The organism is Aequorivita sinensis (assembly GCF_006346335.1).
GTDB classification, from domain to species: Bacteria; Bacteroidota; Bacteroidia; order Flavobacteriales; family Flavobacteriaceae; genus Aequorivita; species Aequorivita sinensis.
The window spans coordinates 12,625-35,139 of record NZ_VDMC01000010.1 but is presented as its reverse complement, the minus strand read 5'-3'; the positions used below and the strand labels follow the sequence as shown (position 1 = coordinate 35,139).

Annotated in this window: 20 protein-coding genes and 1 tRNA gene; 12 read left to right on the top strand and 9 right to left on the bottom strand. The window is 35.1% G+C overall.

The features are described from left to right. Window positions 1–39 precede the first annotated feature (39 nt). A complete protein-coding gene (locus tag FHP04_RS10830; RefSeq protein ID WP_139856161.1) occupies window positions 40–1,014 on the top strand; it encodes a polyprenyl synthetase family protein in 975 nt (324 codons plus the stop codon). On the opposite strand, the gene FHP04_RS10825 is transcribed toward FHP04_RS10830, so the two are convergent. Next, entirely contained in the window at window positions 1,011–1,541 is a 531-nt protein-coding gene (locus FHP04_RS10825) for an alpha-ketoglutarate decarboxylase (protein ID WP_139856160.1), read from the bottom strand. The two genes, FHP04_RS10830 and FHP04_RS10825, sit on opposite strands and share 4 nt — an antisense overlap. Before the next feature lie 112 nt (window positions 1,542–1,653). On the opposite strand from FHP04_RS10825, the gene FHP04_RS10820 reads away from it, so the two are divergent. Together FHP04_RS10820 and odhB are read left to right on the top strand one after the other, a co-directional pair. After that, the gene (locus FHP04_RS10820; protein WP_139856159.1) at window positions 1,654–4,431 is read left to right on the top strand and encodes a 2-oxoglutarate dehydrogenase E1 component; all 2,778 of its coding nucleotides are present in this window, start codon (window positions 1,654–1,656) and stop codon (window positions 4,429–4,431) included. Window positions 4,432–4,518: 87 nt separating this feature from the next. Continuing rightward, entirely contained in the window at window positions 4,519–5,739 is a 1,221-nt protein-coding gene (gene odhB, locus FHP04_RS10815) for a 2-oxoglutarate dehydrogenase complex dihydrolipoyllysine-residue succinyltransferase (RefSeq protein WP_139856158.1), read from the top strand. Between the two features lie 90 nt (window positions 5,740–5,829). Here the strand turns inward: odhB and FHP04_RS10810 are convergent, their stop codons facing one another. The 3 genes from FHP04_RS10810 to FHP04_RS10800 are packed head-to-tail and all read right to left on the bottom strand — an operon-like array spanning window position 5,830 to window position 8,983. Next, window positions 5,830–6,471, bottom strand: a complete 642-nt coding sequence (locus FHP04_RS10810; RefSeq protein ID WP_139856157.1) for a response regulator — start codon at window positions 6,469–6,471, stop codon at window positions 5,830–5,832. Continuing rightward, complete coding sequence (locus FHP04_RS10805) at window positions 6,468–8,477, bottom strand: ATP-binding protein (protein WP_139856156.1); 2,010 nt, start codon at window positions 8,475–8,477, stop codon at window positions 6,468–6,470. The genes FHP04_RS10810 and FHP04_RS10805 overlap by 4 nt, the downstream gene beginning before the upstream one ends. Window positions 8,478–8,536: 59 nt before the next feature. Beyond that, window positions 8,537–8,983 carry a retropepsin-like aspartic protease gene (locus tag FHP04_RS10800; RefSeq protein WP_139856201.1) on the bottom strand — a complete coding sequence of 149 codons (447 nt, stop codon included), beginning with the start codon at window positions 8,981–8,983 and terminating at the stop codon, window positions 8,537–8,539. On the opposite strand from FHP04_RS10800, the gene FHP04_RS10795 reads away from it, so the two are divergent. The 8 genes from FHP04_RS10795 (at window position 8,978) to FHP04_RS10760 (ending at window position 14,588) form a co-directional block, all read left to right on the top strand. Continuing rightward, window positions 8,978–9,796 carry a TatD family hydrolase gene (locus FHP04_RS10795; protein WP_246051417.1) on the top strand — a complete coding sequence of 273 codons (819 nt, stop codon included), beginning with the start codon at window positions 8,978–8,980 and terminating at the stop codon, window positions 9,794–9,796. The genes FHP04_RS10800 and FHP04_RS10795 overlap by 6 nt on opposite strands. Window positions 9,797–9,869: 73 nt before the next feature. Further along, entirely contained in the window at window positions 9,870–10,898 is a 1,029-nt protein-coding gene (locus FHP04_RS10790; RefSeq protein WP_139856155.1) for an asparaginase, read from the top strand. 159 nt (window positions 10,899–11,057) lie between these two features. Next, window positions 11,058–11,145: transfer RNA gene (locus tag FHP04_RS10785), tRNA-Ser, on the top strand. 302 nt (window positions 11,146–11,447) lie between these two features. After that, window positions 11,448–12,251 carry a MotA/TolQ/ExbB proton channel family protein gene (locus FHP04_RS10780; RefSeq protein ID WP_139856154.1) on the top strand — a complete coding sequence of 268 codons (804 nt, stop codon included), beginning with the start codon at window positions 11,448–11,450 and terminating at the stop codon, window positions 12,249–12,251. 18 nt (window positions 12,252–12,269) lie between these two features. Continuing rightward, window positions 12,270–12,695, top strand: a complete 426-nt coding sequence (locus FHP04_RS10775; RefSeq protein ID WP_139856153.1) for a hypothetical protein — start codon at window positions 12,270–12,272, stop codon at window positions 12,693–12,695. Beyond that, window positions 12,695–13,324, top strand: coding sequence for an ExbD/TolR family protein (locus FHP04_RS10770; protein WP_139856152.1), 630 nt, complete (start codon window positions 12,695–12,697; stop codon window positions 13,322–13,324). The genes FHP04_RS10775 and FHP04_RS10770 overlap by 1 nt, the downstream gene beginning before the upstream one ends. Before the next feature lie 10 nt (window positions 13,325–13,334). After that, on the top strand, window positions 13,335–13,805 hold the full coding sequence (locus FHP04_RS10765; RefSeq protein ID WP_139856151.1) for an ExbD/TolR family protein: 471 nt from the start codon (window positions 13,335–13,337) through the stop codon (window positions 13,803–13,805). 90 nt (window positions 13,806–13,895) lie between these two features. Next, complete coding sequence (locus FHP04_RS10760; RefSeq protein ID WP_139856150.1) at window positions 13,896–14,588, top strand: porin family protein; 693 nt, start codon at window positions 13,896–13,898, stop codon at window positions 14,586–14,588. On the opposite strand, the gene FHP04_RS10755 is transcribed toward FHP04_RS10760, so the two are convergent. The 4 genes from FHP04_RS10755 to FHP04_RS10740 all read right to left on the bottom strand — a co-directional run bounded on the left by FHP04_RS10755 (window position 14,583) and on the right by FHP04_RS10740 (window position 20,683). Beyond that, window positions 14,583–15,188 carry a hypothetical protein gene (locus FHP04_RS10755; RefSeq protein ID WP_139856149.1) on the bottom strand — a complete coding sequence of 202 codons (606 nt, stop codon included), beginning with the start codon at window positions 15,186–15,188 and terminating at the stop codon, window positions 14,583–14,585. The genes FHP04_RS10760 and FHP04_RS10755 overlap by 6 nt on opposite strands. Further along, window positions 15,188–16,639 carry an RNA polymerase factor sigma-54 gene (gene rpoN / locus FHP04_RS10750; RefSeq protein ID WP_139856148.1) on the bottom strand — a complete coding sequence of 484 codons (1,452 nt, stop codon included), beginning with the start codon at window positions 16,637–16,639 and terminating at the stop codon, window positions 15,188–15,190. The genes FHP04_RS10755 and rpoN overlap by 1 nt, the downstream gene beginning before the upstream one ends. Window positions 16,640–16,728: 89 nt before the next feature. After that, on the bottom strand, window positions 16,729–18,171 hold the full coding sequence (gene asnS / locus FHP04_RS10745; protein ID WP_139856147.1) for an asparagine--tRNA ligase: 1,443 nt from the start codon (window positions 18,169–18,171) through the stop codon (window positions 16,729–16,731). A 106-nt stretch (window positions 18,172–18,277) separates the two neighbouring features. After that, window positions 18,278–20,683, bottom strand: a complete 2,406-nt coding sequence (locus tag FHP04_RS10740) for an efflux RND transporter permease subunit (protein WP_139856146.1) — start codon at window positions 20,681–20,683, stop codon at window positions 18,278–18,280. 180 nt (window positions 20,684–20,863) lie between these two features. Between FHP04_RS10740 and FHP04_RS10735 the strand changes: the two genes are divergently transcribed. After that, window positions 20,864–21,196: a hypothetical protein gene (locus FHP04_RS10735; protein WP_139856145.1), complete on the top strand. Its 333-nt coding sequence runs from the start codon at window positions 20,864–20,866 to the stop codon at window positions 21,194–21,196. Between the two features lie 31 nt (window positions 21,197–21,227). Here the strand turns inward: FHP04_RS10735 and FHP04_RS10730 are convergent, their stop codons facing one another. Then, complete coding sequence (locus FHP04_RS10730) at window positions 21,228–22,511, bottom strand: DUF5686 family protein (RefSeq protein WP_139856144.1); 1,284 nt, start codon at window positions 22,509–22,511, stop codon at window positions 21,228–21,230. Window positions 22,512–22,515 lie beyond the last annotated feature (4 nt).

Here is a 22,515-nt window from a genome sequence, read left to right as displayed (position 1 = left end):
TGCAATGCTTATTTTACCTTAGCCAAAATTTTTTATTCAATGGAAATTTTATCGAAATACAACACACTTCTCAATCAAAATCTTGAAAAAGCAGTTTCTCAAAACGAGCCAGCTCAACTTTACGATCCTATTAAGTATATTCTTTCATTAGGAGGTAAAAGAATTAGACCAGCCCTAACGCTGATGGTTTGTGATTTTTTTGGAAAAGATTATAAAGAGGCTTTATCTGCAGCAATGGCAGTAGAGTTGTTCCATAACTTCTCGCTTATTCACGATGATATTATGGATAACGCGCCTTTACGTAGAGGTAAAGCAACTGTTCACGAAAAGTGGGATGTAAATACAGGTATTCTTTCCGGTGATGCTATGCTAATTTTAGCATATAGATTTTTTGAAAATTACAATCCGAACACATTTCAGGATTTAGCTAAACTTTTTAGTGAAACTGCTTTACAAGTTTGTGAAGGGCAACAACACGATATGGATTTTGAAACTCGTGATGATGTTTCGTTAGAAGAGTACATTAATATGATAGACCATAAAACCGCTGTCTTGGTTGGAGCGGCTATGAAAATGGGAGCTATTGTTGCTGATGCTTCTGAAAGTGATAAGGATAAAATCTATCAGTTTGGGAGAAATCTTGGAATTGCATTTCAGTTGCAAGACGATTACTTAGATGTTTTTGGCAACCCAGAAACATTTGGGAAGCAAGTTGGTGGCGATATAATTGCAAACAAAAAAACTTTTCTTTACCTAATAGCAATAGAACATAGCAGTAAAGTTCAAGCTGAAGAATTGGAACATCTTTACAGTATTAATCCAAAAGATCCAGCTGATAAAATCTCAACGGTTAAGGATATTTTTGTTAACTCTGGAGCGGCGAAAGCTACTCAAGTTGAGATTGAAAAATACAGTAATTTGGCTTATTCTGTGTTAAACGAAATAAACATTGCTGATGCGAAAAGAGAAATGCTTCGTCAGTTTGGAAATAGCTTGATGGAGCGAAACGTTTAAAAATACACTCTTACAAATGGAGCAAAGGCACTCCCGTAAATGCTTTCATCTTTATCAAAAAGTACATCGTATCGAACTCCCATAGTAAAATTATTACTACGGAATCCAGCACCGAGATATAGGGCAGGATACCAATAATTTCTTGTTACATCGGGGCTACCTATATATTTATAAGTTCGGTTTACGTTTAATTCTTCAAACTCTGCTGAAAGCTGAATTTCAGGAATTACGTTATAAAGTGCGAGCACACTTCCACCTAAAATAGTTGCAGAATTGTTGTTTTTTAAACTTGCGTAAGTTCCTGTAAGTGCTACTCCTGCAGAAAATTGATTGTTAAATTGATAAATAGCACTTGGAGCTAGCGTACCGCTAAAGTAACCGTTTCCAAAATTTAAACCCACGCCACCACCAAATCGCACATGGTCCCAAAAGTTGTACTGTTTCTCCTGAGCATTCGCATTATTTGAGTAGAATATTACTAAAATTAGTAATAATTTAGCAATTAGTCTATATACTGTCTTTTCCATTATGAATACTTTATGAGTTTCAAACAATAAATATATGAAATCGAGCCGCCTATTGTGCTTAATTATTGTAAATTTGTACCGTTTTATTTAAAAGACCATTTGTATATTTATCATGGATAAATTTTCATTCTTAAACGCGGTTCATCCATCTGTAATCGCAGAACAATACGAAAAATATTTACAATACCCAGATAGCATTGAACCAAGTTGGAGAGCATTCTTCCAAGGGTTTGATTTTGGCTCAGAGCCAGGAAGTCAAGAATTCTTTGCGGATTCAGTAGTTGCTTCAACAGATCCTCAGGATTATGATCTAGGTGCAATTTGTGCTGATGTAATTAAAGAATTCCAAGTAATAAAATTAATTGATGCCTATCGTACAAGAGGGCATTTCTTCACAAAAACAAACCCAGTTAGGGAGCGTAGAACTTATACCCCAACCTTAGATATTGAGAATTTCGGACTTTCACAAGACGATTTGAAAGCGAAATTTAGAGCGGGAGAAATTATTGGTATAGGGGAAAATACTCTTGAAGAAATCATCACGCACCTTAAGAGAATTTATTGCGAATCTATAGGTATGGAATATATGTTTCTTCGTAAACCCGAAGAAATAGATTGGATTCAGCAAAGACTAAATGCTAACGACAATCAGCCAAACTTTACTGTAGACCAAAAGAAGCATATTCTTAAAAAGCTTAACGAGGCAGTATCTTTCGAGAATTTCCTTCACACTAAATATGTAGGGCAAAAAAGATTCTCTTTAGAAGGAGGTGAAAGCTTAATTCCAGCTTTAGATACTCTTATCGAAAACGCAGCAGAAAGAGGTGTTGAAGAATTTGTAATGGGAATGGCTCACCGTGGTCGTTTAAGTACTCTTACAAATATATTCGGAAAAAGTGCAAAGAATATTTTCAGTGAATTTGACGGTAAAGATTACGCACTCGATATTTTTGATGGAGATGTTAAGTACCACTTAGGTTGGACTTCAAAACGTAAAACAGATTCAGGAAAAGAAATCAACTTGAACATTGCGCCAAACCCTTCACATTTGGAGACTGTTGGAGCAGTAGTTCAGGGTATTGCACGTTCTAAACAAGACGACCATCACAAAGACAACCCAAGCAAAGTATTGCCAATAGTTGTTCACGGTGATGCTGCAATTGCTGGTCAAGGTCTAGTTTATGAAATTGTGCAAATGGCACAGCTTGACGGTTATAAAACAGGCGGAACAATACATATTGTAGTAAACAACCAAATAGGTTTTACTACAAACTACCTAGATGCACGTTCATCTATATACTGTACTGATGTTGCTAAAGTTACATTATCTCCAATACTTCACGTAAACGCAGATGACGTAGAAGCTGTAGTTCACGCAATGAACTTTGCACTTGACTTCAGAATGGAGTACGGTCGTGATGTGTTTATTGATTTATTAGGTTATAGAAAATACGGACATAACGAAGGTGATGAGCCTCGTTTTACGCAACCTAAACTTTACAAAGCAATTGCTAAGCACAAGAATCCAAGAGATATTTATGCTGAAAAATTGATTAGTGAAGGGGTAATCGATAGCGAATACGTTGCTAAACTAGAAAAAGAATACAAGGATAAACTAGAGGAAAATCTAGAAGACTCAAGAAAAGAGGATAAAACAACCGTTACTCCATTTATGCAAGATGAATGGGATGGTTACGAATATTCTGAAGATGGTCAGATGTTAGAGCCTGTTGACACTACATTTGATTTAAAAATGCTTGATGAAATTGCTGAGGTAATTACAGCGCTTCCAAAGGATAAGAAATTCCTTAAGAAGATAGCTAAGCTTATTGAGTCTAGAAAAGAAATGTACTTTGAGAAGAACAAACTTGACTGGGCAATGGGTGAGCTATTGGCTTATGGAAGTTTGTTGAAAGAAGGTCACGATGTAAGAATGAGTGGGCAGGATGTAGAGCGTGGAACTTTCTCTCACCGTCACGCAGTAATAAAAGTTGAAGAGAGCGAAGAAGAAGTAGTTCTTTTAAACAACTTAAAAGGCGATCAAGCTAATTTCTATATTTACAACTCATTGCTTTCTGAGTATGGAGTTGTAGGTTTCGATTATGGTTATGCTATGGCTAGCCCTAATACATTAACCATTTGGGAAGCACAATTTGGAGATTTCAGTAATGGAGCTCAAATTATGATAGACCAATATATTTCAGCTGCTGAAGATAAATGGAAGCTTCAAAATGGTTTGGTAATGTTATTGCCACACGGTTATGAAGGCCAAGGTGCAGAGCACTCATCGGCAAGAATGGAGCGTTACTTACAATTATGTGCTGTAGATAATATGTTTGTTGCAGATGTTACAACACCAGCAAACTTATTCCACTTATTGAGAAGACAAATTAAAACTAAATACCGCAAACCATTAATTGTATTTACTCCTAAGAGTTTACTGCGTCATCCAAAAGTAGTTTCTACTAAGGAGGAATTTGCAAATGGTACATTCCAAATGGTTATTGATGATGCGGAGGTAAAAGCGTCAAAAGTAAAATCATTGGTATTTGTAACAGGTAAATTCTATTACGACCTTCTTGATAAAAGAGAAGAATTGAAAAGAGATGATGTTGCGTTGGTAAGAATTGAGCAATTATTTCCACTGCCAACCGATGAGATTAATAAGATTATTAAGAAGTATAAAAATGCAGACGATATAGTTTGGGCACAAGAAGAACCTAAAAATATGGGAGCTTATTCTTATTTAATGATGCATTTTGAAGAAGCTAAAAACTTTAGAGTTTGCAGTAGAAAAATGTATGCTGCTCCAGCTGCAGGAAGTACTGTTCGCTCAAAAGCAAGACACGCTAAAGTAATTGAAAACGTGTTTGATAAAGACATGAAGTAAGAATTATGCTTACTTTGTAAATAATAAAGTAAAAACATTTAAATTTATTAGATTAATAAACGAAGGTTTATATAAAACAGAAATAATATGGCATTAGAAATGAAAGTCCCGTCTCCGGGAGAATCCATCACAGAAGTTGAAATTGCCGAATGGTTAGTAAGCGATGGCGATTATGTGGAAAAAGATCAAGCAATCGCTGAGGTAGATAGTGACAAGGCAACTCTTGAACTTCCGGCAGAAGCGAGTGGAATCATTACTTTAAAAGCTGAAGAAGGTGATACAGTTGAAGTAGGGCAGGTGGTTTGTATTATTGATACAGACGCTGCAAAGCCAAGTGGCGGAGATGCTCCTAAAGCTGATAAAAAAGAAGAAAAGAAAGAAGAGGCTCCTTCTAAACCAGCAGCTCCAAAGGAAGAAGAAAAGAAATCTTACGCTACAGGTACTCCTTCTCCAGCAGCTAAAAAGATTCTTGACGAGAAAGGAATGTCTTCTAAAGATGTAAAAGGAAGTGGACGCGACGGTCGCGTAACTAAAGACGACGCTATTAAGGCAACTCCATCTATGGGTACTCCAGGAACAGGAAGCCGTGGAAGCGAGCGTAAAAAACTTTCTATGTTACGTAGAAAAGTTGCAGAACGTTTGGTTTCAGCTAAAAATGAAACAGCGATGCTTACTACTTTTAACGAGGTAGATATGTCGCCAATTTTCGAATTAAGAAGTCAGTATAAAGAACAGTTTAAAGCTAAACACGGAGTAGGATTAGGCTTTATGTCTTTCTTTACTTTGGCAGTTGTTCGTGCATTAGAGCTATACCCAGATGTAAACTCTATGATTGACGGAGATTATAAGATTTCTTACGACTTTAAAGATATTTCAATTGCCGTTTCTGGACCTAAAGGTTTAATGGTTCCTGTAATTAGAAATGCTGAAAATTTAAGTTTCAGAGGTGTTGAAGATGAAGTGAAGCGCCTTGCACTTAGAGCTAGAGATGGTCAAATAACTGTTGATGAAATGACAGGTGGTACGTTTACAATTTCTAACGGAGGAGTTTTCGGAAGTATGCTTTCAACTCCAATTATCAACCCGCCACAATCTGCAATTTTAGGAATGCACAATATTGTTGAACGCCCTATTGTAAGAGATGGAGGAATAGTAGTAGCACCTATTATGTTTGTTGCACTTTCTTACGACCATAGAATTATTGATGGCCGTGAATCAGTTGGATTCTTAGTTGCAATTAAGGAAGCATTAGAAAATCCAGTTGAGTTATTAATGAATAACGATGTGAAAAAAGCGTTAGAATTATAATCTAACGAATAGATATCTATTAAAAAATCCGGCTATTGGCCGGATTTTTTTATTTGTAATAATTAATATATAAGATTGAAAAGAACAACCTTATAGTAATTTTTCATGATTTTCTTTCGCCCAAATAAGCAAACTATTGGTTTTAGCCTCTAAGTTTAATTTGTTGATAATATTGCTTCTGTGTTTTTCCACCGTTCTGTAGGATATAAATAGTAGTGAAGCTATCTCTTTATTAGTTTTGTCAATTGCAATAAGCTTCAGAATCTTTTTTTCTGAGGGCGTGAGCTTTTTTAAATCATTGCTTTCAACAGGATTAATGTCAATTAGCTCCATGATTCTATTACTGAAAAAAGGTTCCCCCTTAGACACGGTTTTAATGCAATTTTCAATTTCATCTAAAGCAAATTCTTTTAAAATATATCCGAATATATTCAGTTCTTGTGCTTTTTGATAAAGCTCCTTCTCCTTATGAAGAGTGATAAGTACAATTTTTGTATCAACACCTTCTAGGCCTTTGCATTTTTGTGCAATTTCAATCCCAGACATATACGGCATTTGTATGTCGATAATGGCTATGTCGGGATTTTCCTTCACAATTAAGTTGTAAGCTTCCCTTCCGTCATTTCCACTACCAATTAAATTATAGTTTTTCTCAATCAAAAAATCACTTAACCCTTTTAATAATAAAGGGTGGTCATCTGCTATAATAATTGAATGTTTATGCTTTTTCATAATGGTAGTTGAAATTCTAATAATGTTCCAAAGTCTTTTTTTGAAGTTACTTTCATTTGCCCTTTTAGAAATTTAGTGCGTTCTAGTAACGTTTTTAACCCAAGAGATTTTAAATCTTGGTATTTGTCAGTAAAATCAAAACCCACACCATTGTCGCGAATAGAAATAAGTATATTGTTTGACAATATTTTAATAGAAACTTTCCCAGCTTCAGCATTTGCGTGTTTTATAATATTACTTAAGCTTTCTTGAACTATTCTATATATGTTGACCTCCTCTTCTTTAGTAAATAAATTATCTATATTATCTATTTCTGAAGAAATGAAAAGGGATGTGTTTTCATCTATTTGCCTAATTGTGTTTTCTATGGCTTTGGTAACTCCTAGTTCTTGAAGGTGAAATGGGTGCAAGTCTCTTGATATGCTTCGTACTTCTTCAATAGTATGATTCACCATTTCTTTAACTTCTGGGGTGCCTTTTTTAATCAGTTTGTTTTTTATGAGTAGTAATTGTTGCCCTATTCCATCGTGTAAATCTTTCGATATTCTGCGACGTTCTTTTTCTTGAGAAATAAGTAATTCCTGACTGAATTTTTCTTGAAGATCTTTATTACTTCTTAAATGTATTTGATTCCGATATAAAATAACAACTCCGAAAGCTAGGATTAAAGCTATTCCACCAAAAACCATTGCTTTTTTAAAAATTTCATTGTCCTTTTCTAGTAAGCTAATGTTTGTGTTTTTTTCAATTAGTTCTTTTTCTTTTTTTTCAGTTTCATATAAAGAAAGATAGTAAGCTAATGCATTTGCGGTACTTCTATTGTAAATGGAATCTTTTATTAAAGATGCGGCGCGGTTACTTTCGATGCTTTTTCTGTACTCTTTCATATCAAAGTAGATTTCTGATAAGAATTTGTAAGAATTCATTATATCGTCTTCAGAATTAATGCTTTGGGCGATTTCTAAACACTGAACGGCAAATTTTTCAGCTTCTTCGTAATAACCTGTGGTTTGTAAAAATTTAGCCTTTGCACCTAAATATTTAATTTTTGTTACTTGGTCTTCAAGAATGTCAAGTTTTATATTTTCTAATAGGTTTAAATGAATGTTTGCCTCTTTAATCTGGAATCGCTCGCAGTAGTAGTTTACAAGACTTGAGTGAATGTTTATAAATACAGTTTTATTAGACTTTTCATTATCAAAGTTTTCTACCGCTAAAAGCAAAGATTTAAATTCAGCATTTTTATCGCCCATTTTGTGGTAATCAATGGCTTGATTATAGTACTCTTGAGATAAGAAGGAGTTTAATTTTAATTTTCTAATTTTCTCTATTAGGGCATTTCTTTCTGTTTTTGCTTTTTCATAAAAACCATTTCTACTAAACATATTAATGATTCCTTGCTGAGCAGTAATCATACAGTCGTACTTTTTTTGACTTTCAAAAATCGAATATGCCTTGTGTAGGTCTTCACCTGCAAGTATGAATTTTCCTAAACTTGAGTATGCTTGCCCGCGATAATAATGTGTTTCTGCAATACTAAGTGAATCGCAATAAGAGAAATTTAAAAATGCTTTATTGTAATCGGAGATTGCTTTATTAGCATCAACTTGTGTGTTTGCCATACCTCGTTTTAGATATAAACCTCCAAGTAATAAGCTGTCGTTTATTTTATACTTTCGCGCGAGAACGCTGTTTATAACGGTTATTGCGTTTAAAGGGTCGTTGCGAAAGTTTGTAAGTGGACGTTGTAGATCGATCGCTTTTTTAGCAGCAGATTCTATAAAGTCTAGTTCTTGAGCTAATTTAACGTATTCAATACTGTATTGAATAAAAGCATCGATATTAGTCTTCTTATTTAGGGAAATAAGACTGTCTAAAGTTGCTAACTTTTCAGTTCTAGATTGTTCGATTTGAGCAAATCCAGAATACTCAATTTCATGCGCGTTGAATCCCCAAATGGGGGATAACGCAATAATAATAAAAAATATAGCTAGGTTCTTGAGCACGTTTATATTATCATCTATTTACTATAAATGTACTTAAAAAAATACAATAATTCTTTTAGTTAAAGACTCGGTAGCTTTATATAAAAGCAATTTCTTCCATAATCGATAACTGCGCGATTCTTTTTCAGAAAATCGGCTCCAATAATACCGTGAATAGGTCCTTCTTCAACTTGTGCTAATGCTGCGTTTACATGAGTGAGATCAAATAACACAAAATCCATATTAGAAATCTTCCAATTCTTAATTGCAAAAATGTTTTTTCTGGAAAGCATAGTTTCCATGTTTATAGCTCCGGCACCAGCAGCTTTAATCATGCTCTCTTCACTAATAAGTTTAAAGTGAGTACTGTTTTTGAAGCCTACACAACTGGTAGAAGCACCAGTGTCTAAAATGAAATCGCCTGAAACACCATTTATTTTAGCCGAGAATAAATAATGCCCTGTTGCTAATTTTTTAAGTGGAATGCGATAAAAACCTTGGGTTTCAAGAAATTCTCGTAAATGCATCAATTTTTTTGCTCAAAGATAGTAAACAAAATAAGTAGCTTTGCAGATATGATGACAGATACCCATACCCATTTATATAGTGACGCCTTTTCTGATGACCGAGCAGATATGATGCAACGTGCATTTGATGCAGGGGTTACACGTTTTTTTATCCCTGCAATAGACTCAGGTTTTACCGAATCTATGTATGATCTAGAGAAGGAATATCCTGAAAATGTTTTCTTAATGATGGGCCTACACCCAACTTCAGTTAAAGAAAACTATAAAGAAGAATTAGCTCATGTAGAAGAACAGTTTGAGAAACGAGATTTCTTTGCCGTTGGCGAAATAGGAATTGATCTTTATTGGGATACTTCTACATTAGAAATCCAAAAAAAAGCGTTTAAACGCCAAATTCAATTAGCAAAAAAATACAAACTGCCTATAGTAATACACTGTCGTGATGCTTTTGATGAAATTTTTGAAGTTTTAGAAACTGAAAAAAGTGAAGACCTCTTTGGAATCTTCCATTGCTTTACCGGAGATTTTGAACAAGCACAAAGAGCTATTTCATTTAATATGAAATTGGGGATAGGTGGTGTAGTTACATTTAAGAATGGAAAGATTGATACTTTTTTAAACCAAATTCCTTTGAAACATATCGTTTTGGAAACCGATTCGCCTTATCTTGCTCCGGTTCCTTATCGAGGAAAACGTAATGAAAGTAGTTATTTGGCCTTAATTTGTAAAAAACTCTCAGAGTTATACAATATTTCTGAAGCAGAAGTGGCTCGTATAACGACTGAAAATTCCAAAGCGGTTTTTAAAGTTTGATGACTAAGAGCCTTATCGTGAAACCTTTTAAATCGCAACATCTTATTTTTCATTTAAAAGCTTAGAGATTAATATGAAAACCCAACCTAACATACTCCTTATATATACAGGTGGAACTATCGGGATGATAAAAGACTTTGAAACTGGTGCTTTGCGCAATTTCAATTTTGATGAATTATTAAATCATATTCCCGAACTTAAATTATTAGACTGTAATATTACTACAACCTCTTTTCCTGAACCCATTGATAGTTCTAATATGAACCCTAAGTATTGGGTAGATATAGCTACTATTATTGAAGAAAACTATGATGAAATTGATGGGTTTGTAGTATTGCACGGTAGCGATACAATGTCATATACGGCATCGGCATTGAGTTTTATGTTGGAGAATTTAGGAAAACCTGTGGTTTTTACTGGTTCCCAACTTCCAATTGGAGATTTACGTACCGATGCAAAAGAAAATTTAATTACTTCCATTCAAATTGCATCGTTACGAGAAAAGGGCGTTCCGAAAATTGCGGAGGTTTGTCTTTATTTTGAGTACAAACTATATAGAGGAAATAGAACAACTAAGATTAATGCAGAGCATTTTGAGGCTTTCGAGTCGCCAAACTATCCAGAATTGGTTCAAAGTGGGTTGCATTTAGTGGTTAATAATCAAGCGCTTTACAAACCAAACCGCAGAAAAAGACTTAAAGTTCATAAAACGATGGAGAGCAATATACTGTTGGTTAAGATTTTTCCAGGAATAGATGAGTCAACTATTAAGTATTTATTCGATTATCCTGAAATGAAAGGTTTAGTTTTAGAAACCTACGGTGCAGGTAATGTAACTACTGAAGAATGGTTTATCAATTCGCTTAAGAATGTTATAAAAAGAAGAGTTCCGGTAATAAATGTAACCCAATGCACTGGTGGAAGCGTAAACATGGGTCTTTACGAAACTAGTACAGAGCTTAAAAAAATGGGGGTAATTAGTGCAAAGGATAGCACTACAGAAGCTGCATTGGCTAAATTAATGTACTTATTAGGTGAAAATGTATCTCCAAATAGCTTCAAAACTATATTCGAAACCTCATTAAGAGGAGAAATGCAGTAAATTAATCTGTTATTTTTTTTTATGGCGTTGATTTTTTTTTGATATTTGGCACTCGTTAAGCGGAAGCACCTTTTTTTGTAACTAATAAGTAGGTGTTCGATTCGAATATTTGAAATAAATTTTTGCTTCAGATTTGTTCTGAGCTAAAAAACATTTTTTAGAGAGGTGGCCGAGTGGTCGAAGGCGCACGCCTGGAAAGTGTGTATACGCCAAAAGCGTATCGAGGGTTCGAATCCCTTCCTCTCTGCGAGTATATTTTTGCATTATTAAGGTAATGAAAGAGCGTGATCTAGCAACTAAATAAAGTAGAAATAAATGCAATAGTAGCAAGGATAAACTTGATTAAGATAATTAACAGATTTCAATCAAGAAAAATTGATACTATATATAAGTATAAAAGTTCATTAAAATTTAAAAAGGAAGCTGATATTAACCTATTTAGGGTGGATTGGAAATTCCTTTTTAGTACATATTAATATTCTTGTAGATTAACTAAATTATTTTATATCTTTAAACCTTTAACTAAAAACAAACTTTAAGTCGATAGCAATGAAAAAATTATTTTCTATTATGGCGCTCGCCGCAATGGTATTTGTAGGCACGTTAAACGCAAACGCTTCAACAGCGCAAACATTACCAACCAGCTCACAAGCTTTGGTAGCAGCAGCAACAGTATCTTTTATTCAGGACGAAACGGCTTCTGCCGATGTTGCTGATAAAGGATTCCATCAAGAATTAAAAGAACGTTTCGTAGAGGGTGGTCCTGGATTTATGGGGGTTGTACTTCTATGTTTAATTCTAGGATTGGCAATTGCTATTGAAAGAATTATCTACCTTAACCTTTCAACAACCAACACACAAAAATTAGCTCAGGATGTTCAAGACGCACTAAACAGTGGTGGTATAGACGCTGCTAAAGAAGTGTGCAGAAACACAAAAGGTCCTGTTGCATCAATTTACTATCAAGGTCTTGATAGAGCCGACGAAGGTATAGACTTAGCTGAAAAAGCTGTAGTTGCTTACGGAGGTGTTCAAATGGGACAACTTGAGAAAAACGTATCATGGATCTCTCTATTTATCGCTATTGCACCGATGCTTGGTTTCATGGGTACTGTAATAGGTATGATTACTGCGTTTGATAAAATTCAAGCAGCTGGTGATATGAACCCTTCTCTTGTAGCTGGTGGTATTAAAGTTGCACTTTTAACAACTGTATTTGGTTTGATCGTTGCGATTATCCTTCAGATTTTTTACAATTACATTATCGCTAAAATCGATAGTATTGTAAACAGCATGGAAGATGCTTCTATCACTTTAATCGATATGTTGTTCGATTACAACTCAAAAAAATAAATTTAAACAAACCACAAGATGGCATTACATAAAATATTAAAAATTGTAGCATTGCTTTTAAGCGTTGCGGGAATTATTTTTCTTGCAATGATCATCTCAAAAGGTGATACTGCAGTCGCTGAAACTGGCGCAGGAGTAGATGGCTTCTTGTATGTGGCCTATATCACTTTCGCTTTAATCTTAGTATTTGTTCTCTTCTTCGTTCTTAAAGGTATTTTTGCCGGAGATGTAAAGAAAACATTACTATCAGTAGGAGCATTCTTACTTATTGTAGTAATCTCTTATGTTTTAGCTGAAGGCACTCCAATGGCAATGCGTGAAGGCGATATGCTTTCTGCAAGTGGCTCAAAATGGGTGGGTACAGGTTTATATACCTTTTACATCTTAGGAGTTTTAGCTATTGCAGCAATGGTATTTAGCGGAATCAAAAAACTAGCAAAATAATGGCAAGAAGAGCAACACCGGAAGTAAATGCTGGGTCGATGGCAGACATCGCCTTCCTATTGCTTATCTTTTTCTTGGTAACTACTACCATCGAAAAGGATAGTGGGATTGGAAGACAGTTGCCGCCTAAAGAACCGCCAACGGACGAACAAGTAAAGATTAAAGAAAAGAACCTCTTTATCGTAAATGTTAACCGAGAGGATCAATTGCTAGTTGAAGAGAAACTAATGGATCTTAAAGACTTGCGTCAAGCAGCAATTGAATTCTTAGATAATGGTGGAGCACCTGCTGGAAGTCCAGAATACTGCGACTATTGTAAAGGAAGTCGTAATCCTGAATCTTCAGATAACCCTGATAAAGCAGTAATATCTGTTCAGAACGATAGGCTTACTTCTTATAAAATGTATATCGCTGTTCAAAATGAATTGGTGGCAGCATACAACTATTTAAGAGATCGGGAATCACAAAGGCTTTATGGCTGGAAGTTTACCGAAATGACCAAAGATTTAGATGAAGGAAAGATTAAAGGTGAAGTAGCAAAAGAACAATTGCAAGAAAAATTGCAAACAATTCAAAAGCTATTCCCTCAAAAGCTGTCAGAAGCTGAACCTAAAAAATCTGGATCATAATATTACAACTATGTCAAAGTTTAGAAAGAAAAAAAGTAATGAATTACCGCCTGTAAGTACAGCATCTTTACCGGATATTGTATTTATGCTTCTATTCTTCTTTATGGTAGTAACTGTACTGCGTGATGATAATTTATTGGTTCAAAATAAATTACCTAAAGCAGACCAAGTTGAGAAATTAAAGAAAGATAGATCGGTGTATATTTATGCTGGAAAACCTTCAGCTCGTTACCAAGAGAGTTTTGGTACTGAGGCGAAAATTCAAATAGGGGATAAGTATACAGATATATCTAACATTAAATTCGCACTTACTGAAGCACGTCAAAAACTTCGTCCTGAACTTCAGGATAAAGTAATGGTTGCTCTTAAAGTAGATGAGGAAACTAATACAGGTATGGTAACAGACATTAAGCAGGAATTGCGTGATCTTAATATGCTTAAAATTATCTATATCACTACTCCAGGTAATGAGTTAGACTAAGCATAACAATAATTATAAATAAAAACGTCTCATAATAATGAGGCGTTTTTTTGTTTCCAAGATTCTGAAAATACGTTTATCTTTATCGCTATGAATAAAATTCTCACATTCCTTTTTATTCTTACGGGACTGGCTGCTTTGGCGCAAGACACATTGCCACGTCCTGTGGTAGATTCAGTTTATAGAGAGGATCAATTCTACTTGGGGGTTACCTACAATGTGCCGTTAAATCTTCCTTCAGGTGTGTCTACAAGAGGATTGACAGGTGGAATTCATTTTGGATTTCTAAGAGATATGCCCATCAATAAGCAACGTAATATTGCAATAGCCGTGGGACTTGGTATCGCATTAGATCAGTACGGTCAAAATTTGTTTATAGGTGAATCGCTATATGATGAAACTATATTTAAGGTTTTAGATGAGGATGTAGACTATTCACGAAATCGCTTTAATACCAGTATAATTGAGGTTCCTTTTGAATTTAGATGGCGAACATCTACTCCAGAAAAATATGCTTTTTGGCGTGTTTATCCTGGGTTTAGAGTAGGATATGCCTTTTGGTATAAATCTACATTTAAACAGCCTGGAAATAACGTTAACCAAACTAAGATACCCGAATTTAACCCTTTGAGATTAACGGCTACCCTGAGCGCTGGTTTTAGTAATTTCAACCTCTTTGCGGCCTACGCTATAAATCCTTTCTTCGATAATGCTAAGACTGTTGATGGTGAGCCCTTCGAATTTCGTCCCCTTAAATTGGGTATAATATTTTTTATACTATAACCAAAAGTTGAATAGTATAAGTTGAGGCAATGCTCCAATAAAAAGTCCAAGCATTAATTCGCGATAATCGTGAGCGTTAGCATTTAATCGAGAAGAAGCAACCCAGCCATTTACAAATAGAAAAAAACTGATTGAGACTAATAAGTTGATTTTAAAATGTGCGCTAATTCCTACCAGAAACATTAGTATACCTGCTACTCCCATTTGGTGTAAACTTATTTTTACTTTAAAAAACACCATTATTAGAGCGCTAAAAGTAGAAAACAGGATACCGACTATAAAGTAATACAATTCCGGATCGTCGTAAATGTCAAAAACCATTTTAATGATTAGCAACAACAGAATGCACTGAATCATTAAGGGGAGCTTTCGCTCTTTTACGTTTCTTAAATAAATAGTTTCAACTGCTCCTAAGTTTTTCAACAAGAAAAATACTACCAAGGGAATCAAAACAGTAATAATGGTTATAGCCAAAAGCTCGGCTCGAACTATTTCTGCATCTACATACCTAGGGGTAACATTGTAATACAATATAACACCCAATAGCGGCATCAAAAGAGGGTGGAAGATATACGAGGCACTTTTAAGGAATAAATTCATCAGATTTCTTTTCGAAGTCTTGCTACTGGCAGATCCAATTGTTCGCGATATTTAGCAATAGTACGACGTGCAATTGGATAGCCCTTTTCCAATAAAATTTTCGCAAGCTTATCATCTGTAAGTGGTTTGCGCTTATCTTCTTCGGAAATAGTTATTTCAAGTATTTTTTTAATCTCTCTTGTGGAAACATCTTCACCTTGATCATTCTTCATCGATTCGCTGAAGAATTCCTTAATCAACTTTGTTCCGTATGGGGTGTCAACATACTTGCTATTAGCAACTCGTGACACAGTTGATACGTCCATATTAATCTTATCGGCAATATCTTTTAAGATCATCGGCTTAAGCTTTCGTTCGTCACCGCTTAAGAAATACTCTTCTTGGTGATGCATAATTGCATTCATAGTAATGTAAAGAGTTTGCTGACGTTGTTTAATAGCGTCTATAAACCATTTTGCTGCGTCTAGCTTTTGCTTAATGAACATAACAGCATCTTTCTGTGCCTTCGATTTTTCTGTGGACTCCTTGTAGCCCTTGAGCATATTTTTATAATCGTGGCTAACGTGAAGTTCGGGTGCGTTTCTTCCGTTTAAGGTTAAATCTAACTCTCCATCCACAATTCTTATTGTAAAATCGGGAACTACATGTTCAACTATTCTATTGTTACCAGAATACGTTCCTCCTGGTTTTGGGTTTAGCGCTTCAATTTCGTGAATTGCTTCACGGAGTTGGTCTTCAGTAATATTTAATTTTTGAATTAATTTCTTATAATGCTTTTTGCTGAATTGGTCGAAAGAGTCGTCTATAATATCAATTGCCAGTGCAATAGAAGGGGTTTGTTCTTTTCGCGCTAACTGAATCAACAAGCACTCTTGTAGATCACGAGCGGCAACACCTGCTGGGTCTAATTCTTGAACTACTTTCAGAACTTTTTCTACTTTATCTTCGGTAGTGTATATATTCTGAGTAAAAGCAAGGTCGTCTACTATGTCCTGTAAATCACGACGGATGTACCCACTTTCATCAACACTACCAACTAAGAAAATTGCTATTTCCTTTTCTTCTTCATTTAGTCTATAGGTGTTTAACTGCGTCATTAGGTGCTGAGTAAATGAGGTTCCGGCCGCATAAGGCATTTGTTTTTCCTCATCGTCTGCGCTGTAATTGTTTGCAGAAAGCTTATAGCTTGGCACTTCGTCATCACTAAGATAATCGTCAACGTTTATATCGGTTTCGATTACTTCGTTGCCTTCGTCGTATTCCTCGTTGCTGAATTCGTCATCAAACTCATCGCTTTCCTCTTTGCCACCTTCAAGAGCTGGGTTTTCTTCCAATTCCTGCGCAATTCGTTGTTCGAATGCTTGCGTAGGTAATTGAATCATCTTCATCAACTGTATTTGTTGAGGAGATAATTTTTGGGATAGTTTAAAATTTAATTGTTGCTTTAACATGGTTATAAATACTACATCATAAAGTTAAAAAAAACTAGCTACTAAAATAATTAAGTAGCTAGTTTTAATACAATCTTATGTTATTATAATTAGAATTCTGCGTTACCTGGAGTTCTTGGGTAAGGAATTACATCGCGAATGTTCCCCATTCCTGTTGTAAACTGTACTAAACGCTCAAATCCAAGCCCAAAACCACTGTGAACAGCAGTTCCAAACTTACGTAGATCTAAGTACCAATATAGTTCTTTTTCGTCAATGTCCATTGCGGCCATTTTCTCCTTCAATACATCAAAGCGTTCTTCACGCTGAGACCCGCCAACAATTTCTCCAATTCCAGGGAAAAGTACATCCATCGCGCGAACCGTTTTTCCATCGTCGTTCAAACGCATATAGAAAGCTTTAATTTTTGCAGGATAATCAAAAAGAATTACTGGGCATTTAAAGTGTTTTTCAACTAAGAAACGCTCGTGCTCACTCTGTAAATCTGCACCCCATTCTTCAATTAGATATTTGAATTTTTTCTTCTTATTTGGAGTAGAGTTTTTAAGAATATCTATCGCTTCGGTATAACTTACACGTTTGAAATTGTTGTCTAAAATAAAGTGTAGCTTTTCGCGAAGTTTCATATCGCTACGTTCATTTTTCGGTTTGCTCTTTTCCTCTTCCAACAATCTATTCTCTAAGAATTCAAGATCGTCAGCACAATTATCTAAAGCGTATTTTACTACATATTTAATAAAGTCTTCAGCTAAATCCATATTCGCATCCAAATCGTTGAATGCAACCTCTGGCTCAATCATCCAAAACTCAGCTAAGTGGCGGCTAGTATTCGAATTTTCTGCACGGAATGTTGGTCCAAAAGTATAAACTTTACCAAGTGCCATTGCGTAAGTTTCAGCTTCTAACTGTCCGCTAACAGTAAGATTTGTTTCTTTTTCGAAGAAATCCTGCTTGTAATCTATATTTCCATTTTGATCAAGGGGTGGATTTTTAGGGTCTAAAGCCGACACGCGGAACATTTCACCTGCACCTTCAGCATCACTACCTGTAATAATAGGTGAGTGCATATAGTTAAATCCGTTTTTCTGAAAATATTCGTGTACTGCAAATGCAAGTTTTGAACGTGTACGCATTACGGCACCAAAAGTATTGGTTCTAATACGTAAATGTGCTTGCTCGCGTAAAGTTTCTAATGTATGTCTTTTTGGTGAAAGGATAGTAAGTTTTACATCTTCAGGTTTTGCTTCCCCTAAAACAGTAAGTTTTGATACTTGAACTTCTACTTTCTGACCTTTCCCTTGACTTTCTACAAGTGTTCCTACAACTTTAATTGCTGCACCAACAGTCACCTTTTTTAGAACTTCATCTTCAAAATTTTCAAAATCCACTACGCATTGAAGCGTATTAATTGTTGATCCGTCATTTAGCGCTATAAATCTGTTACTTCTAAATGAGCGAACCCAACCTTTTACAGTTACTTCAATGTGGGTTTTTTCGCTATTCAGCAATTCATCAATAGTTTTGTGTCGCATGGTCATATTTTAAGTGGAACAAAGATACTTTTAAATAAAATTCCATAAAAGTAAAAGCACCAAATTCCAAATTGATAAGGTTTTGTTTAATGTGTAATTGAATTTGCTATTTTAATTTTTCATCATTTTCATCATCCTCTCCATCAGATAAAATTTCAATAGCAGGCTTTTTCATAGTTTGCTTATTTGCAATGCTCTTTTCAAGTGAAAGCAACAGCGTAGGCAACAATAACAAGTTGGATAACATAGCAAAAAGAAGCGTAATTGAAACTAATGCTCCTAATGCTACTGTGCCTCCAAAACTAGATATTGTAAACACTGAGAACCCAAAAAACAGTACAATAGATGTGTAAAACATACTTACTGTAGTTTCGCGCAGTGCACCATATACCGATTTCTTGATTTTCCAATTATTTGCAATTAGCTCTTGCCTGTATTTTGCCAAGAAGTGAATAGTATCATCTACCGAAATCCCGAATGCAATACTAAATACCAAAATAGTAGATGGTTTTATAGGAACCCCAACAAACCCCATTACACCTGCGGTTATTATTAGCGGGAGCAGGTTAGGGATTAACGAAACAATAATCATTTTGAAGCTTCGGAACATCCAGGCCATAAATAATGCAATTAAGAAAATTGCAAGTGAAAGGGAAAGGATTAGGTTATTTACCAAAAAGTGAGTTCCCTTTTGAAATACCAATGCTTTTCCAGTAACAGTAACGTTGTATCTTTCTTCAGGAAAAATTTTGACGATTTCAGCATTTAGATCTTCTTCTATACGGTCGAATCTATCTGGTTCCGTATCCTTCATAAAAGTTGTGATACGTGCAAACTGCCCTGTACTATCTACGTAGCTGCTAAGCATATTTGTATCGGTATTACTGCTTTTTGCGTGAGAAAGAATAAAACTTCGCTCTTGACTATTAGGAAGTTGATAGTAGTCAGGATTTCCGTTGTAGTAGGCTTGCTTAGAATATTTTACCAGTTCTACTACCGAAATTGGTTTAGCAAATTCTGGAATTTCCTTAATATGTTCTTGTAGCCTGTCAATTCGTTTTAAGGTAGCAAGGTTCATCACTCCCTTTTTCTTTTTGGTGTCTACCATTATCTCTAATGGCATAATACCTTCGTATTCCTTTTCAAAAAAACGAATATCGTCAAAGAAGCCAGTGTTTTTAGGCATATCTTCAATTAAACTACCAGAAATCTTGATGTTATAAATGCCAATAATACTTGCGCAAAGAAGTAGCAGTGCCGTAATGGAAATTGTAATGCGTTGTTCTTTTACCATGCGCTCAATCCAATTCACAAAACTGTTTATCCACGTTTTGTTCAAGTGTTTTAGGTGCTTGTATTTAGGCACCGCCATATAGCTATATATAATTGGTATAATGAATAAACTCAATAAAAAAATCGCCACTATATTGATAGAAGCTACAATACCAAATTCTCTAAGCAATTCACTATTCACCAGAATAAAGGTAGCAAAACCTGAGGCAGTTGTAAGGTTGGTCATTAAGGTTGCATTCCCCACTTTAGCAATAACGCGTTGTAACGATTTTGCTTGATTTCCGTGAAGTTTTATTTCCTGCTGGTATTTATTGATTAGGAAAATACAATTTGGAATTCCAATTACGATAATCAATGGAGGAATTAGCGCTGTAAGAACAGTAATTTCATACTGCAGTAACCCTAAGAATCCAAAGGCCCACATTACCCCAATTATCACGGTAAACATTGAAATAAACGTAGCGCGCCAAGAGCGGAAAAAGAAGAAAAATATCAGGGAGGTTATAAATAGTGCCGCCCCAATAAATAATCCGATTTCGTCAATAATACTTTGTGAGTTGAGTGTACGGATGTAGGGCATACCAGAGGTATAAACCTTTACGCCAGTATCTTCTTCAAACTTTTTGATAAGTGGAATTAAATCTTCAACCACAAAATCTTTTCTCGCTGCGGTATTTACGATGTCCTTTTTCATATAAATAGCCGAGCGAATAGACTGTTTGTCTGGGCTATAAATTAAACCGTCATAAAATGGAAGCTTGTTGAACAGTTCGTCTTCATACCCTGCTAAATTTTCACTGGTAAAGATTGAGTCTTTTATAAAGGGTACGAGTTCGAAACCTGTGGTGTCGATTCTCTTTTGAAGTTTTTGAAGGTTACCTACCGAAAGTGTGAGTTCTACCTCATTAAACTTCCCGATGTCTTCAGAAAGTTTGTTCCACGCTTTAAATTTTTCAGGCGTGAAAATAGATGAATCTTTCACGCCCATCACGATAAGGTTTCCTTCTTCGCCAAAATGCGAAAGGAATTTATTGTACTCAAGATTTATTGGGTGGTCATCTGGCAGTAGATTGGCTTCGGTATACGTAAAGCGCATGTTTTTCCACTGGAGTGCAAGAAGAACTGTAATTGCGGCAATTACAATTAAAATCCAGGTGCGGTTGCGCAGTATAAAACGGGCTACCCAACTCCAAAATCCGATGCTAAAAAGTTTGTTCAAAGCAATTTTTTAAAGATTCCGCAAAGGTAAGGATTCCCTATAAGTAGGCGATTTATTTTTAAGGGTATTTTGGAGTATCTTAATGGGTTAGAAGAATTGTTTTAGAATTTGTTTAGATTTACGATTATTAGAGAATAAGGTGGTAGACTACATGTATTTATTTATTAACCATTGATTTAAATGCAAAAAGAAGTTTTAATATTTGAAAAGCGCGGGTTTCCATCAATTAAAATATTTGATAAGCATTTTGAAATCAAAGCGATTGACCATTGGGCATACAAATCTTTTACGTATTCTGAAATAAAAGAGATTTTTCACTATAACCCAAATAAAACATGGTGGAGAAAACTCTACATCCAAATGTCATATACAGCTCAACTGTTTTCTAATAACGAACCCAAAATATTAAAAGTGTTATTGAGGAATGGTGGAGAATGGACTTATAAAACATCTTCTACTTACGACCCTCAATTTAGGAAAGCTCTTAACGTGATAAATAGAAAACTATGTTAAAGCTCTATTTTTCAGCTAGCGAGATTTATAACTAAACTTTCAGATTAAAAGTAAATTTAAATGATATGTTGTCTTCAAAATTTGGTAGGCTATAATAGCCATATCTATAGGCAAAGCTAAGTCCGAAACCAAGTGCTATTTTATTCAGTTCTAATCCTGCTTCGTTATACGGATGGTCTAAAGTGTTGAAAGGAATACCGAAATGGCGATCTGTATTCTTCATATCTCCAATAGCGTGACGAGAGATTAACACCAATTCTGGATTCCATTTTTCAGCTAATCTAAACCTCCTAAAGGTATGCTTCATTTGAAGCATTGCTAATTTATCGGAGTAAAACTCACCAAAATACATCGTTTCAAAACTCTGCACACCTGCTACAGAAAAACGCTTTATTAGTGTTTCTTTAATAGGTTGGTTTGGAAAAGCGTGAAATAAATGCGTTAAAGGCAAATCTCCCGTTGCAATTTCGCTTTGAAGTATGAAACTTGTAGAAGAGAGGTTTTTGCGTTTTATTTCGTAATCGAGCTTAAGTCCAAATTTGGCGTAATTAAAATCACTGCCAGCTACGTCTTTAAATCCTTTTGTAATTTGTGTGCTTACTTTAGGAAGTCTATCGGTTGTCACTCTATTTCCGTCGTCGTTTACTATAGTGTCTGTCTTTAATTTTATGCGGAAAGATAGAATTGCTTCTGCCAATTTGTATTGGTTATATGTCTTTCCTTCATCTATAAAATAGTAGTCTTCAAAATTGTTTACGTCTGAATGTGCTACGCGGACTTCGGTCAATATACTTGGCGATAGTTCACTTTGAATATTGGCTTGCCATTCTTTATAGTCGTAAAACTCAATAACATTTAAAAGTCTTGGTTCAAATAGCGAGTAAAATCTTGCATCGGTTAGGAAGTCATAAGAACCAATTTCTTTAATGTCATCGGTATAGTACAAGCTTATCCAGGTTTTTTTTTCTTTGTTTACTCTTGCACTTCCACCGAGGCTATATTTAAATTCCTTGTCTTTAAACCCATAGGCAACATAACCGCCAAATCTATACTTTTCAAAAAGCTTGTCATTGGTAAGTCCTCCTACACCAAGGCGTAATCCTTCGTGATTGTTGTACTTTACGAGGGTTTTTAAATCGATATCGAAAAAACCAACAGGGAAATATCCAGTAGTAAGGGGATATCCTTTTTCTTTAGAGAATTCTAAAAAAGTTTTTTTAATTCCCGTTACAGAATCGTTATTTGTTTCATTGTTTACTTGCGCAATAGCAGTGACTCCTATTAAAAAGGAGAATAAAAATAAAATCTTACGCATAGGT

Coding starts and splice junctions, on each gene's coding strand:
- FHP04_RS10770 (WP_139856152.1), top strand. CDS start 12,695: ATGGCAAGAAGAGCAACACCGGAAGTAAATGCTGGGTCGATGGCAGAC.
- FHP04_RS10830 (WP_139856161.1), top strand. CDS start 40: ATGGAAATTTTATCGAAATACAACACACTTCTCAATCAAAATCTTGAA.
- odhB (WP_139856158.1), top strand. CDS start 4,519: ATGGCATTAGAAATGAAAGTCCCGTCTCCGGGAGAATCCATCACAGAA.
- asnS (WP_139856147.1), bottom strand. CDS start 18,171: ATGCGACACAAAACTATTGATGAATTGCTGAATAGCGAAAAAACCCAC.
- FHP04_RS10825 (WP_139856160.1), bottom strand. CDS start 1,541: ATGGAAAAGACAGTATATAGACTAATTGCTAAATTATTACTAATTTTA.
- FHP04_RS10795 (WP_246051417.1), top strand. CDS start 8,978: ATGCATCAATTTTTTTGCTCAAAGATAGTAAACAAAATAAGTAGCTTT.
- rpoN (WP_139856148.1), bottom strand. CDS start 16,639: ATGTTAAAGCAACAATTAAATTTTAAACTATCCCAAAAATTATCTCCT.
- FHP04_RS10800 (WP_139856201.1), bottom strand. CDS start 8,983: ATGCATTTACGAGAATTTCTTGAAACCCAAGGTTTTTATCGCATTCCA.
- FHP04_RS10775 (WP_139856153.1), top strand. CDS start 12,270: ATGGCATTACATAAAATATTAAAAATTGTAGCATTGCTTTTAAGCGTT.
- FHP04_RS10765 (WP_139856151.1), top strand. CDS start 13,335: ATGTCAAAGTTTAGAAAGAAAAAAAGTAATGAATTACCGCCTGTAAGT.
- FHP04_RS10755 (WP_139856149.1), bottom strand. CDS start 15,188: ATGAATTTATTCCTTAAAAGTGCCTCGTATATCTTCCACCCTCTTTTG.
- FHP04_RS10810 (WP_139856157.1), bottom strand. CDS start 6,471: ATGAAAAAGCATAAACATTCAATTATTATAGCAGATGACCACCCTTTA.
- FHP04_RS10730 (WP_139856144.1), bottom strand. CDS start 22,511: ATGCGTAAGATTTTATTTTTATTCTCCTTTTTAATAGGAGTCACTGCT.
- FHP04_RS10780 (WP_139856154.1), top strand. CDS start 11,448: ATGAAAAAATTATTTTCTATTATGGCGCTCGCCGCAATGGTATTTGTA.
- FHP04_RS10820 (WP_139856159.1), top strand. CDS start 1,654: ATGGATAAATTTTCATTCTTAAACGCGGTTCATCCATCTGTAATCGCA.
- FHP04_RS10790 (WP_139856155.1), top strand. CDS start 9,870: ATGAAAACCCAACCTAACATACTCCTTATATATACAGGTGGAACTATC.
- FHP04_RS10760 (WP_139856150.1), top strand. CDS start 13,896: ATGAATAAAATTCTCACATTCCTTTTTATTCTTACGGGACTGGCTGCT.
- FHP04_RS10735 (WP_139856145.1), top strand. CDS start 20,864: ATGCAAAAAGAAGTTTTAATATTTGAAAAGCGCGGGTTTCCATCAATT.